Below are 13,158 nucleotides of genomic sequence, written 5' to 3'. Positions count from 1 at the left end.
GGGTGAGCTCCCCGGGCGGGCGCTCAGTCCTGCTGGGTGCGGCCGGAGAGCTGCTCGACGAGGAGCAGCAGGGCCGAGTGGTCGAGGTCGCCGTGGCCGAGCTGGCGCAGCGACCCCATGAGCTGGGCGGTGACGGCACCGAGGGGGATCGCGACGCCGGCCTCGCGGGCCGCGGCGGTGACGATGCCCATGTCCTTGTGGTGCAGGTCGACCCGGAAGCCGGGCTGGAAGGAGCGCTGCGCCATGGCGGCGGCCTTGTTGTCCAGGATCCGGTTGCCGGCAAGGCCACCGGCCAGCACCGTGATGGCGGCCTCGGTGTCCACGCCGTAGGCCTCCAGGAAGACCAGGGCCTCGGCGACCAGCTCGATGGTGCCGGCGACGATGAGCTGGTTGGCGGCCTTGACCGTCTGGCCGGACCCGGCGGGACCGACGTGGACGATGGTCTTGCCGACGGCCTCGAGGACCGGCCGGGCAGCCTCGAAGGTCGCGGCCTCGCCGCCGACCATGATCGACAGGGCCGCCTCGATGGCGCCCTTCTCACCGCCGGAGACCGGGGCGTCCAGCGGGCGCAGACCCGCCTCGGTCGCCGCCTCGGCGACGCGCACGGCGACGTCCGGGCGGATGGTCGAGGCGTCGATCCAGATGGCCCCCTTCTTGGCGGAGGCGACGATGCCGTCCTCACCCAGCGCGACGTCCTCGACGTCGGGGGAGTCCGGGACCATCGTGATGATGACGTCGGCCTCGGCGACCGCCTCGGCCACCGAGGTGGCGCCGCGGCCGCCGGCCGCCTCGAGGGCGCTGACCTTCTCGGGGGTGCGGTTGTAGCCGACCGTGTCGTAGCCGGCCTGCACCAGGTTGGCGGCCATCGGGCCGCCCATGATGCCGAGTCCGATGACGGCGACGGTGGTGTCGTGGGTGCTCATGAGGAGGTCCTTTCGGAGGTGGGGAGCCAGGCGAAGGGGTCGGCTGCGTCGGTCTTGTACTCCAACCCGACCCAGCCGTCGAAGCCGAGGGCATAGCTGCGCTCGATCCAGTCCGACAACGGCAGCTCGCCGGTGCCGGGCTCGCCGCGCCCCGGGGCGTCGGCGATCTGGATGTGGCCGAAGTCGGCGGCGTGTTGGTCGACCACGGAGGCGACGTCGTCGCCGTTGGTGGCCAGGTGGAAGAAGTCGGCCAGGAGGGCGATGTTGCCGCCGCCTCCGGCGCGGACCCGGTCGACCACGTCGAGGGCGTCGCGGGCGGTGAGCAGCGGGTAGCCGGCGGCGCCGCTGACCGGCTCGATCAGCACGGTCCCGTCGATGGCGGCCACAGCCTCGGTGGCCGCCAGCAGGTTCTCCAGCGCGGCCTCCTCCGAGGCCGCCACGTCCGCGTCGGCGGAGCGCAGCCCGTAGAGGGCGTTGAAGGCGCGGCAGCCGAGGCGGCGCCCGATCTCGACGACGACGTCGATGTTGTCGCGGAACTCGCTGGCGCGCGCCGGCTGGGACACCAGTCCGCGCTCCCCGCCCGGCATGTCGCCGGCGAAGAAGTTCAGCCCGGTCAGTTGCACGCCGGCGTCCTGCACGGCGCTGACGAAGGCCTCCACCTCGGCGTCGCCGGGGACGGCCGTGGCCCAGGGCCACCAGAACTCGACGGCCCCGAACCCTGCCTCCGCGACCGCTGCCGGGCGCTCCAGCAGCGGCCGGTCGGTCAGCAGGATCGACGCGTTCACGGTGTACCGAACCATCTCAACCTCCACGATGCGAAAAAGTGATCTTGCAATATGGAAACTAGGGGAACCGGCGCCGGGGTGTCAAGAGGTCTTCGTAGACTGCGTCGCATGAGTGAGCAGGCAGAGCCGGGCGATCGGCAGCGGCGGAACGGCAAGATCCAGTCGGTCGAACGGGCATTCGCGCTGCTGGAAGCGATCGCCGACGCGGGCGGGGAGATCTCGACCAGCGAGTTGTCGGCGCGTTCGGGGCTGCCGGTCCCGACCATCCACCGCCAATTGCAGACCCTGCTCGCGCTGGGCTACGTGCGCCAGCTGCCCTCCCGCTGGTATGCACTCGGGGCACGGTTGGTCCGCCTGGGCGACCACGCCTCCAAGCAGCTCGGGGGTGTCGCCCGCCCCGAGCTGGTGGAGCTGGTCAAGGACCTGTCCGAGACCGCCAACCTGGCGATGCTGGACGGAGACCACATGGTCTACATCGCCCAGTCGCCCTCGCCCTACGCGATGCGGATGTTCACCGAGGTCGGACGCCAGGCGCTGTTGCACAACAGTGGTGTCGGCAAGGTCGTGGCGTCGGGGCTGCCCGAGGAGCAGGTGCGGGCCATCCTCGGGCGCACCGGGATGCCGGCCGCGACGCCGCAGACCATGACCGACTTCGAGGTCTTGCGCGAGGAGCTCTCCGTGATCCGGGAGCGCGGGTTTGCCGTGGACGAGCAGGAGCAGGAGGCCGGGGTGCGGTGCTACGCGGTCGCGGTCGAGGGGGCTCCCGCCCCGATGGCGGTCTCGGTCATCGGGCCGGTCACCCGGGTCGGGGACGACTTCGCCGCGGTCGCCGTGCCGAGGTTGCACGAGGCGGCCCGCAGGATTGCCGCGCTGATGGCGTAGCACCCTTGTCGATTCTGCTGTGCGAACTGTAGACTCCGCAATACGAAATTCGAGGAGGCATTTCATGGCAGGTCATCCCAACCCCGGACACTCGATCACCCTCCGGGTCTCGGCCCCTCCGGGCATCACGTCCACCTCCGAACTGGCGGTCGCCACGACCGAGGCCGGCGCGGCGGTCACCGCGCTGGACATCGTGGAGTCGACTCCCGACGCGATGATCGTCGACGTCAGCTGCAACACGGTCGACGACGACCATGCCGGCCGTGTCGCGCAGGCCCTCGGCGCCCTCGACGGGGTGACCGTGCAGCACACCAGCGACCGGACCTTCCTGCTGCACCTCGGGGGCAAGCTCGCGGTCGAGCCGCAGTCACCGCTGCGCACCCGCGACGACCTGTCCCGCGCCTACACCCCGGGGGTCGCCCGGGTCTGCAAGGCGATCGCGGCCAACCCCGAGGACGCGCGCCGCCTCACCATCAAGCGCAACACCGTTGCCGTGGTCACCGACGGCACCTCGGTCCTGGGTCTGGGCGATATCGGCCCGGCCGCCGCGATGCCGGTCATGGAGGGCAAGGCGGTGCTGTTCAAGCAGTTCGCCGGGGTCGATGCCTGGCCGGTGTGTCTGGACACCAAGGACACCGAGGAGATCATCCGCATCGTCAAGGCCATCGCGCCGACCTACGGCGGGATCAACCTGGAGGACATCGCGGCGCCGCGCTGCTTCGAGATCGAGCGGCGGCTGCGGGAGGAGCTGGACATCCCGGTCTTCCACGACGACCAGCACGGCACCGCGATCGTGGTGCTGGCCGCGCTGATCAACGCGCTGCGGGTGGTCGACAAGGAGATCGAGGACGTGCGGATCGTCGTCTCGGGGGTCGGGGCCGCCGGTCACGCGATCATCCAGTTGCTGCTGGCCCACGGTGCCCGCCACATCGTCGGCGTGGCCCGCAAGGGTGCGCTGCACCGTGGCGAGACCTACGAGGACGAGCACCGCTCCTGGATCGCCGAGCACACCAACGAGGAGGACTTCAGCGGGACCCTGGCCGAGGCCGTGGCGGGTGCCGACGTCTTTGTCGGTGTGAGCGCCCCGGACCTGCTGACCGCCGAGGACATCGCGACGATGAACGAGCGTGCCGTGGTGATGGCCCTGGCCAACCCCGACCCCGAGATCCACCCGGTCGAGGCGGCGAAGCACGCCACCGTCGTGGCCACCGGACGTTCGGACTTCCCGAACCAGATCAACAACGTGCTCGCGTTCCCGGGTCTGTTCCGCGGGCTCCTCGACGCGGGCGCCAGCCACGTGAGCACCGAGCTGTTGGTCGCCGCCGCGACCGCCATCGCGGACTGTGTGGAGGAGAAGGAGCTGAACGCCAGCTTCATCGTGCCCAGTGTCTTCAACCCCGAGGTCGCCAAGTCCGTCGCCGCAGCGGTCCAGCAGGCGGCACGGGCCACCGGACAGGAGTTGCCGCAGGCACCCGAGGCGGCCCAGCCGCTGCCGGAGGTGACGCACTGAGATGACAGTCCCCGACCGCACCCCCGCGGGGGGCGCCGCCCTGTTCGACGACGCGCTGCTGCGCCGGGTCGAGGAGCACCTGGCGCCGACCGACGCCCTGCTGGCGGCGGCCTACCCCGGGCCCGGCGACGGGCGCCAGCCCGTGCACACCGTCTATGTCCCGGCGGACGCCATCGCGGCCGGCACCGCCGCCGCGTGGGGTGAGCAGGCCCGGGAGCTGGCGGCCCGCGACGGTGGGCTGGCGCGGATCTGTGAGGAGCTCGGCCTGCCCCCGGCCCTGGCCGACGAGGTCGCGCCACGGGTCGAGGAGAAGCTGGCGACCGAGCCCGTCGAGGACCTCCGGGTCGACTTCGAGGACGGCTACGGGAGCCCCCCGGACGACGTCGAGGACGCCGCGGTCGACGCGGCCCTTGCGGCACGGGCCGCGGATCAGGCCGACGGGACCGCAACCCCCTTCTGGGGGGTGCGGTTCAAGTGCTTCGAGGAGGACACCCGGGCCCGTGGCCTGCGCACCCTCGGCCGGCTCCTCGCCGGGCTGGGCGCGGCGGACGGTCCCGGTCTGCCGGACGGACTGCGCCTCACCTTCCCCAAGGTCAGCACGGCCACCCAGGTCGAGGCGCTGGTGATGGCCCTGGAACAGGCCGAGGCGGCGCTCGGGCTGCCGCAGGGACGGCTCACCTTCGAGATCCAGGTCGAGACGCCGCCCCTGATCCTGGGGAGCGACGGCCGGCACGAGCTCGCCGCCGCCGTCCGGGCCGGGGGCGACCGGGTCAGCGGGCTGCACTACGGGACCTACGACTACTCGGCCTCGATGCAGGTGGCGGCGGCCCACCAGGCGATGGACCACCCCGTTGCGGACCAGGCCAAGGCGGTCATGCAACTGGTCGCCGCCGGGACCGCGGTCGAGCTCAGCGACGGATCGACCAACGTGGTCCCCTCCGGCGACGCCGCCCAGCGGCGGGACGCACGGGCGCTGCACCACCGGCTGGTCACCCGGTCCCTGCGGCAGGGCATCTACCAGGGCTGGGACATGCACCCCGGCCACCTGATCACCCGATACGTGGCCACCTACGCCTTCTACCGCGAGGGGCTCCCGGCCGCGGGAGACCGCATCGGCCGCTACGTGGCCCAGGTGCAGGGGGAGGTGATGGACGAGCCGGCCACCCTCCGTGCCCTCGCCCGCTACCTGCACCGCGGCCACAGCTGCGGGGCCATAGGGGAGGATGAGTTGGTGAGCCGCACCGGGCTGGACGCGCTCCGCATACAGGCCCTTGCCCGCCCCCGATCCGACACCGCCGCACTCGCCCAGGAGGCCCGCGCATGACCTATTACGTTCCGACCGGTGGACTGCCGGGCCAGCACGAGCTGACCACCGACCGCTCGGTGGTGACCGACGCCTACGCCGTGATCCCGCGGCGGACCCTGAGCGACATCACCGCGAGCCTGCTGCCGCACTGGGAGGGGATGCGGATGTGGGTGCTGGCCCGCCCCCTCACCGGGATGGCCGAGACGTTCTCGCAGTATGTCGTCGAGGTCCAGCCCGGTGGCGGCAGTGACCGCCCGGAGGACGACCCGCGCGCTGAGGCAGTGCTCTTCGTCGTCGCCGGCCAGCTGACCGTCACCATCGGCCAGACCCCGCACGTGCTCGACGAGGGCGGCTATGCCTACCTCGCGCCCGGGGAGCCCTGGACCGTGCGCTCCACCGGGGCCGGGCCGGCCACCTTCCACTGGGTACGCAAGAACTACCAGGTCGTGGAGGGGCTTGCCGCGCCGGAGTCGTTCGTCACCTCCGACGCCGAGGTCGAGCCCTCGGTGATGCCGGATACCGACGGTCGGTGGGCCACCACCCGGTTCGCCGACCCCTCCGACGTGCGCCACGACATGCACGTCAACATCGTCACCTTCCAGCCCGGCGGCTCGATCCCGTTCCCGGAGACGCACGTGATGGAGCACGGGCTCTACGTGCTTCAGGGCAAGGGCGTCTACCTGCTGAACCAGGAGTGGGTCGAGGTGCAGGCGGGCGACTTCATGTGGCTGCGCGCCTTCTGCCCCCAGGCCTGCTACGCCGGCGGCCCCGAGCCGTTCCGCTACCTGCTCTACAAGGACGTCAACCGGCACGCACCCCTGGGCCGCCTCTTCGGCTGACGGGCCCTTCGGGCCCGGCAGGACTATCGGGTGACCCGAGCACATCCGAACGAACGGCCGGGTCCACAGGGGACCCGGCCGTTCGAGGTATGCGCAGTGGGCGCCTCAGCAGTATCCGGCGATCCCCACCCAGGCCTCGTCCTTGCTGGCCGCGCCCTCCCGGGCGAAGGTGGCCTCGATCAGCCCGTAGGGCCGGTCCGCTGCGAAGAAGACGACGTTCGGGTTGTCCTGGTTGGTGTGGCTCAGGTCGGACAGGAAGTGGTGCTTGTTCGGGCAGGAGAACCGGATCTCGTCCACCTCCGGGTGGTTCTCCACCACGGCCTGGGCCATCTGGTAGAGGGTCTGCTGCAGCGCCTTGGAGTACTCGGCGCCGAAGGCCTCCATGGTCGTCGCCTTGATGGCCTCGTAGGAGGCGTTGTAGTCGATGTCGGTCGTGTTGTACCGCCAGCGGCAGGCGATGTCCGTGGCCAGGATGCGGTCCTCGGTCTCCGGCAGCGTGGTGTAGGGGTCCTTGGGGTAGCCGACGAAGCCGGATGCCGTCGACTTCAGCACGGTCAGGCCGTAGAAGCCGCTGATGAACGTGTCGTCGTCCCCGTCGCGGACGAGCACGGCCGTGCGCACCTCGGGTGCCGACCGGTAGAAGGAGTGGTCGTGGTCGGCGATCCGGGACCACCCGTACTGCTCGGCCGCCCAGCGGCCCCCGCTCACCCAGTCGAAGGAGGAGGTGAAGTGCTCCGCGAGCCGGTGCAGGAACTCCTCGGGGGACCCGACGCCGTCGCGGGCAAAGGAGAAGATGGTGTTCTTCTGGGTGTCCGTGGCCACGACGTGGGCGTTGTCGCCGTCGTAGTGGGCGGCGCTGAAGTCCCCCCGCAACTGCGAGGTGACGTTGAGGTCCTCGATCTCGTGGCGGGCGGTGTCCCGGGTGATCCGGACGACCCGGTTCTCGGCCTTGCCGTACTGGTTGCTGGTCAGGGTGACCGTGCTCATTGTCAGACTCCTTTGTCTGCCGCGGGTGCGGCGGGTCGGGGGAGGGGCGGTGGCTTCAGCTGCCGCGGTAGGTCGAATAGGCGAACGGGCTCAGCAGCAGCGGCACGTGGTAGTGCGCCTGCTGCTCGTCCACCAGGAAGTCCACCCGCACGAACGGGTAGAACGTGGCGCTCTGCCTGGCGGCGAAGTAGTCGCCGGTCCCGAAGGTGATCCGGTAGTGGCCGGACGCCAGGGACTCGGGGCCGAGCTCGGGCACCCGGCCGTCGTCGTTGGTGACCGCCTCGGCGATCACCTGGTCGTCCGCGTCGGCGAGGGTGACGCTGATGCCGCGGGCGGGCGTGCCGGCCGTGGCGTCGAGGACGTGGGCGGTGACGAAACTCATGAGAGGGCTCCCTGGAGTCGGAGGACGGCGATCTGTCGGAGCTGGTCGGCGACTTCGCCGGCTTCCTGCTCCGGGTCGTTGGAGAGGCGGCGCCGGCACTCGGCCAGGATCTCCTGCGTGGTGCGCCCGGCGGCGCGGATCAGGAAGACCTGGTCGAAGCGCTCCTCGTAGGCGCGATTGGCCTCCCGCAGCTGGGCCTTGGCGTCCGCGTCGATCCCGAGGCCGGCCTGCTCCGAGCGGGACAAGCTGGCTTCCCGGGACTCACCCTCGGCGCGCTCACCGATCCGCGGGTGGTGCGACAGCGCCCGGCTCACCTCCTCGGCGGTGAACGGGTCCGCGGCGCCCTCGGCGACCGCGACGGCCTGCTCCACAGCCCGATAGGGTCGGGCGGAGACGACCTCCTCGACCCACCGGGGGATATCCAGGCAGGCCCGGACGGTCGAGGTCGCCTCCTCGGGTGGGGCGTCGTTGAACTGCTGGAGCGACATGGTCTCTGCTTTCGCGATGCGAGAACTCGATTTCGTATGACAGAGTTTGAGGGAGGGTTGGCTCTGTTGTCAAGGGTATGCAGAGTGCCGGCCGGGTGGGGGGTGGTGGCCGGTCCGGTGAGGGGCCCGGGTCAGGGCGAACGTGCGTGGGTCAGAGCGAACGGGCGACGCTGCGCCGCAGTGCCCAGCCGCCCAGCAACAGCACGGCAGCCGCCATCGCGGCCAGCACGCCCAGCTCCGGGAGCACGTCAACCACGCCCGCGTCGTGCCGGGTGACCTTGGCCAGGGCGTCGTAGGCCCAGGCGTGAGGCGTGATGTGGGCGACCTGGCGCATGGTGTCGGAGAAGATCTCCAGGGGCGCCATGCCGCCACCGATCCCCGCCAGCACCAGCCCCAACCCGACGCCGACACCCGAGGCCGCGGCCTCGTTGTCCATTACCGACCCCAGGAGCATCGCGGCCCCGGCGGCGACGGCGCTGAAGACGAGCAGCACCAGGATGCTGACCAGCGGGTTGCCCCAGTCGACGCCGAACAGCAGCCACGTGGCGACCATGATGTAGACGCCCTGGAACGCCGCGATGACGAACCTGCCGCCCGCGTGCCCGAGCAGGACCTGCCGGGTGCTCACGGGTGCGGACAGGGACCGGGCGATGACGCCCTCGCGCCGGGCCTGGATGAGGGTCGCGGAGCCGGCCAGCGAGATCAGGAAGACGAAGAGGAGCAGCTGCGAGGACGCGCCCACGTCGAACTGGCCGACCCCGGCGAACTCCTGGGCCACCGAGTCGAGGTCCACCACCTGCACGGCCGGGAGGGTGAGGCGGTCCTCGGCCGCGTCGAGGGCGGCCCGCGCGTCGGCCGGCTCGACCCCCAGGTCGGTGAGCGCCCCCTCCTGTGCGCGCTCCAGTTGCAGGGCCTCCACGGCGGTGGACACCTGCTGCTGGGTGAGCATCCCGCTGGAGGTGTTGCCGGGGACGATCTCCAGGGTGACGGGATCGCCGGACTGGTATGCCGTGTCCGCCCCCTCGGGCAGGAGGAGCGCCGCCCCGGTGCGTCCCCGGGACACCTGCTCCAGGACCTCCTCGCGGTCCCCTGAGCTGACGCCGACGTCCTGGCTCTCCAACTGGGCGATCACCGCGTCGCGCAGCGGGCCGTCCTCCCCGGCGACTGCGACCTGGCCGTTGCCCCCGGAGCCGCCGAACTGGGACCCGAGGACGAGCACCAGCAGCAGCGGGAAGATGAAGACGAAGAAGATGTTGGACTTGTCGCGCAGGAAGCGGCGCAGCTCGGCGCCGGTGATCGTGATGACGGGTCTCACAGCGCGGTCCCCCTCTCCGGCACCAGCCGGGACAGCGCCGTGACCACCACGGCGAAGCCGACCATGATCAGGACCGGGGTGCCGATGTCGGCGACCCCGCCCCCGCCGGAGGTGATCCCGAGGCCCCGCAGGAAGGCGGCGATCGGGTTGAGGTCCAGCAGGGTGCCGAGGAACCCGCTGGCCGACATCGGGAAGAACGCGCCCCCGGCGATGCCGAGGACCATCGCCACGATGGACTGGGCGATGTTGGCCTGCTCGGACGTCTTGGCGACCCGGGCCACCACCAGCATCAACGAGGTGCCCGCCGTCACCACGGTCACCACGAGCACGCCGACCGCGAGGGGGGAGCCGAAGTCCACGTCGAACAGCAGCCCGCCCACGACCAGCAGGATCGTGGTGGCTACCACCCCGAGGATGAAGCTCGTGGCGGCCTTGGCGAGCAGCACCATGGAGGGATTCATCGGCATCGACCGCAACCGGGCCAGGGTGCCGTTCTCCCGTTCATAGACCAGGGCCAGCACGCCGAACCCGACGGTGAACAGCAGGAACAGGCCGGCCTGACCGGCCACCAGCGACGCGGAGCTGCTCAACTGCTCCTCGGAGGCCGTGCCCTCGGTGAGTGCCACGGTGGGCGGGGCCGCGGCCACCGCCTCGCCGATCGCGGCCAGGTCCGCGGGGGCGACCCCGGACTCCGCGCCTGCAACCGTGGCGACTGCCGCGGCCCCGAAGCGGGTGACGGTGCCCTGGACCACCGAGGTGAGGATCTGGCCCTCCAGCCCGGCCGAGCCGCCGTCGATGATCGTCACGTCCAGGCCCTGCCCGGACCTCAGGCCGTCGGAGAACCCCTCCGGGACCACGAGCCCGATGGTGGCCGAGCCGTCCTCGGCCATCGCCCGGGCCTGCTCCTCGTCGACCTCCTCGATGGTGATGTCCAGCCCCTCGATATTGGGGAGGACGCCGACCAGGGCTGCGGCGAGCTCGTCGTCGGCCGGTGTGGCGGCGGCCACCGTCATGGGCTCGATCTCGGTGTCCATCGCACCCCCGACGACGAGGTCCAGGACGAACATCAGCGCCAGCGGCACGACGACGGCGAAGATGATGACGGACTTGTCACGGATCCGCTGCCGCAGGTCCGAGGCGATCATGGTCCAGAGCGCCCGCATGTCAGTCCCTCAGGGCCTTGCCGGTGAGGTGCAGGAACACCGACTCCAGGTTGGGCCGGGTGATCTCGACGTCGGCCAGGCTCATCCCCGCCGCGCTCGCCCCCGTCACGATGTCGGCCACGGCGGTCGGTGCCTCCCGCACCGTCAACCGCAGGGAGTGGCGGTCCGCGTCCACCTGCTCGACCTTCGGCATACGGCGCAGGGCGGCTGCCGCGGCCTCGGTGTCGCCGGACCCGCTCAGCCGGATCTGGTCCACCCCACCGGTCAGCCGGATGAGCTCGTCGCGGGTGCCCTCGGCCTGGATGGCACCGGAGTCGATGATCCCGATCCGGTCGCACAGGCGCTCGGCCTCCTCCATGTAGTGCGTGGTGTAGAGCACCGCCATCCCCTCGCCGGAGAGCGCCTCCACCGACTCCAGGATCGAGTTGCGCGACTGCGGGTCCACCCCGACCGTCGGCTCGTCCAGGATCAGCAGGGTCGGCTGGTGCAACAGCCCGATCCCGATGTTGAGGCGCCGCTTCATGCCCCCGGAGAAGTTCTTGCTGGCCTCCTTGGCCCGATCGCGCAGGCCGATCAGCTCGAGCACCTCGGCGACGCGCCGCGTGAGGTCGCCGCCGGTGATGCCCTGCAGCCGGCCGAAGAAGGCGAGGTTCTCCCGGGCGGTCAACTCGGGGTAGATCGCCAGGTCCTGGGGCACCAGCCCGATGTGCCGCTTGGGGGCGACCTCGCGGGGGCCCATCCGCGCTCCCGCGACGGTGACGGTGCCCGCGTCCGCGGGGATGAGCCCGGCGACCATCGAGATGGTCGTGGTCTTGCCGGCGCCGTTCGGGCCCAGTAGCCCGTAGGTCTCCCCGGGCGCGATGCGGAAGGTCACGCCGTCGACCGCGACCAGGTCCCCGAAGCTGCGCCGCAGCCCCTCGACGACGAGGACGTCCTCGGTGCGGCCCCCCGTGTCGGCGGCCCGCGGTGTCTCCTGCACTGCCATGACTTCTCCTGTGACGTGGTCCCCTGTCGCCTCCAGGCTAGGACCGCGGCGCAGCCGGCGACAGGGACTTTTGTCACGCGGGTCAGAAGGTGCGCAGCAGGATCGAGCTCTCGGTGTTGACGACCCCGGGCACGGCGCGCAGGTCCACGAGGGCGCGGTCGAGGTCCTCCAGGGACGCCGCGCGCACCTCCGCGACCAGGTCCCACTCCCCGTTGGTGGTGTGCACCTCGGCCACCTCCGGGATGCGCTGCAGGGACCGGGCGGCCACCGTGGTCGTCACCCCGTGCAGTCGCACCAGGCTCACGGCGCGGACCAGCTGGTGCTCGTGATCAGGGTCCAGCTCGATCGTGAAGCGGCGGATGACGCCCTCGGCGACGAGTCGGTTCAGCCGGGTCTGCACCGTGCCGCGGGCGACGTGCAGCTCCTGCGCCAGCGTGGAGACCGCGGCGCGGCCGTCGTCCCGCAGCCGGGTCAGCAGGGCACGGTCGATGTCGTCGAGGCCTCGCATGATCAGTATGTATATCAGGCTGGGCAGAATCGCTCAGGGAATCGGGATAGTGAGAGAGACTCTGGACATTCTGCTGATCACCACGAGGGCCTAGCATCCGGAGCATGACGACCACGGCACACCGGATCGAGGCCGCCGCCCCCCGCGTGGCTGCCTCCGGGACGGCCCCGCTGCAGGCGCCCGGGGCCGTCGTCATGGTGCGTCCCCACTTCTTCACCCCCAACCCGCAGACCCTGGCGGACAACGGATTCATGACGGTGCCACCGGGCGACCCGGACGAGGTGGCCCGCTCGGCATACCGTGAGGTGACCGCGATGGCCGAGCGGCTGGGCGCGGAGGGGGTCCGGGTGCACCTGTTTGAGGACCTGGGTCGGCGCACCCCCGACTCGGTGTTCCCCAACAACTGGTTCACCACGCACCCGGACGGGAGCCTGGCGCTCTACCCGATGCGTGCCTCCGTCCGACGCCTGGAGCGCCGCGAGGACGTGATCCGCCAGGTCTGTGCCGACTACGAGATCTCGCGGCACCGTGACTACTCCCTGTGGGAGGAGATCGACTGCTACCTGGAGGGCACCGGGGTGATGGTGCTCGACCACGTGCACCGGATTGCCTACGTCTGTCGCTCCGGACGCGCCGACCCGCAGCTGCTCGAGCTGTTCTGCACCGACCACGGGTACCGGCCGGTCGTGTTCGACGCGACGGACCGGCACGGGGTGCCGATCTACCACACCAACGTCATGATGGCCGTCGGTCGGCGGCTGGCGATTGTCGCACTGGAGACGGTGCGCGACCCCGCCCAGCAGGCCCGACTCGTGCGGGAGCTGGAGGCCTCCGGCCGCGAGGTGGTGCCGATCACCGAGGAGCAGGTCGGCGAGTTCGCCGGCAACGCCCTGGAGGTGTGGGCCGGGGACCACCCGGTGCTGGTGATGTCGGCCCGCGGCTGGCGCTCGCTGCGACCGCGGCAGCAACGCCGTCTGGAGGCGGCGCACGCGATCCTGCCCGTCGAGGTCCCCACCATCGAGCACGCCGGCGGGTCCGCCCGCTGCATGCTGGCCGGGATCCACGCGCCACCCCGGGGCTGAGCC

14 protein-coding genes are annotated in these 13,158 nt (G+C 71.3%); 5 read left to right on the top strand and 9 right to left on the bottom strand.

The genetic code is table 11. The features are described 5' to 3' along the window. Positions 1–23: 23 nt before the first annotated feature. Together AC1QRC_RS14175 and AC1QRC_RS14170 are read right to left on the bottom strand one after the other, a co-directional pair. Positions 24–923 (bottom strand): 2-hydroxy-3-oxopropionate reductase, encoded by a 900-nt coding sequence (locus AC1QRC_RS14175; protein ID WP_484203926.1) that lies wholly within the window; start codon positions 921–923, stop codon positions 24–26. Next, a complete protein-coding gene (locus AC1QRC_RS14170) occupies positions 920–1,723 on the bottom strand; it encodes a hydroxypyruvate isomerase family protein (protein ID WP_484203925.1) in 804 nt (267 codons plus the stop codon). The genes AC1QRC_RS14175 and AC1QRC_RS14170 overlap by 4 nt, the downstream gene beginning before the upstream one ends. 93 nt (positions 1,724–1,816) lie before the next feature. Between AC1QRC_RS14170 and AC1QRC_RS14165 the strand changes: the two genes are divergently transcribed. The 4 genes from AC1QRC_RS14165 (at position 1,817) to AC1QRC_RS14150 (ending at position 6,245) form a co-directional block, all read left to right on the top strand. Further along, complete coding sequence (locus AC1QRC_RS14165) at positions 1,817–2,590, top strand: IclR family transcriptional regulator (RefSeq protein ID WP_484203924.1); 774 nt, start codon at positions 1,817–1,819, stop codon at positions 2,588–2,590. A gap of 64 nt (positions 2,591–2,654) precedes the next feature. Continuing rightward, positions 2,655–4,100 carry an NAD-dependent malic enzyme gene (locus tag AC1QRC_RS14160; RefSeq protein WP_484203922.1) on the top strand — a complete coding sequence of 482 codons (1,446 nt, stop codon included), beginning with the start codon at positions 2,655–2,657 and terminating at the stop codon, positions 4,098–4,100. Between the two features lies 1 nt (position 4,101). Continuing rightward, the gene (locus tag AC1QRC_RS14155; protein ID WP_484203921.1) at positions 4,102–5,424 is read left to right on the top strand and encodes a DUF6986 family protein; all 1,323 of its coding nucleotides are present in this window, start codon (positions 4,102–4,104) and stop codon (positions 5,422–5,424) included. Then, positions 5,421–6,245 carry a bifunctional allantoicase/(S)-ureidoglycine aminohydrolase gene (locus AC1QRC_RS14150; protein ID WP_484203920.1) on the top strand — a complete coding sequence of 275 codons (825 nt, stop codon included), beginning with the start codon at positions 5,421–5,423 and terminating at the stop codon, positions 6,243–6,245. The genes AC1QRC_RS14155 and AC1QRC_RS14150 overlap by 4 nt, the downstream gene beginning before the upstream one ends. Before the next feature lie 105 nt (positions 6,246–6,350). On the opposite strand, the gene pucL is transcribed toward AC1QRC_RS14150, so the two are convergent. The 7 genes from pucL to AC1QRC_RS14115 form a co-directional block, all read right to left on the bottom strand. Next, the gene (gene pucL, locus AC1QRC_RS14145; protein WP_484203919.1) at positions 6,351–7,232 is read right to left on the bottom strand and encodes a factor-independent urate hydroxylase; all 882 of its coding nucleotides are present in this window, start codon (positions 7,230–7,232) and stop codon (positions 6,351–6,353) included. A gap of 55 nt (positions 7,233–7,287) precedes the next feature. After that, positions 7,288–7,614 (bottom strand): hydroxyisourate hydrolase, encoded by a 327-nt coding sequence (gene uraH, locus AC1QRC_RS14140; protein WP_484203918.1) that lies wholly within the window; start codon positions 7,612–7,614, stop codon positions 7,288–7,290. Next, complete coding sequence (gene uraD, locus AC1QRC_RS14135; RefSeq protein ID WP_484203917.1) at positions 7,611–8,102, bottom strand: 2-oxo-4-hydroxy-4-carboxy-5-ureidoimidazoline decarboxylase; 492 nt, start codon at positions 8,100–8,102, stop codon at positions 7,611–7,613. The genes uraH and uraD overlap by 4 nt, the downstream gene beginning before the upstream one ends. Before the next feature lie 151 nt (positions 8,103–8,253). Continuing rightward, positions 8,254–9,417 carry an ABC transporter permease gene (locus AC1QRC_RS14130; RefSeq protein WP_484203916.1) on the bottom strand — a complete coding sequence of 388 codons (1,164 nt, stop codon included), beginning with the start codon at positions 9,415–9,417 and terminating at the stop codon, positions 8,254–8,256. Then, on the bottom strand, positions 9,414–10,580 hold the full coding sequence (locus tag AC1QRC_RS14125) for an ABC transporter permease (protein ID WP_484203915.1): 1,167 nt from the start codon (positions 10,578–10,580) through the stop codon (positions 9,414–9,416). Before AC1QRC_RS14125 ends, AC1QRC_RS14130 begins: the two co-directional genes overlap by 4 nt. Position 10,581: 1 nt before the next feature. Further along, a complete protein-coding gene (locus AC1QRC_RS14120) occupies positions 10,582–11,565 on the bottom strand; it encodes an ABC transporter ATP-binding protein (RefSeq protein ID WP_484203914.1) in 984 nt (327 codons plus the stop codon). Between the two features lie 82 nt (positions 11,566–11,647). Then, positions 11,648–12,073: an Lrp/AsnC family transcriptional regulator gene (locus AC1QRC_RS14115; RefSeq protein ID WP_484203913.1), complete on the bottom strand. Its 426-nt coding sequence runs from the start codon at positions 12,071–12,073 to the stop codon at positions 11,648–11,650. A gap of 104 nt (positions 12,074–12,177) precedes the next feature. On the opposite strand from AC1QRC_RS14115, the gene ctlX reads away from it, so the two are divergent. After that, complete coding sequence (gene ctlX / locus AC1QRC_RS14110) at positions 12,178–13,155, top strand: citrulline utilization hydrolase CtlX (RefSeq protein ID WP_484203912.1); 978 nt, start codon at positions 12,178–12,180, stop codon at positions 13,153–13,155. The last annotated feature ends 3 nt before the right edge of the window (positions 13,156–13,158 follow it).

It is taken from the genome of Ornithinicoccus sp., assembly GCF_057176825.1.
Note: the sequence above shows the minus strand (reverse complement) of the source record. Positions and strands in the feature narration are given on the sequence as shown.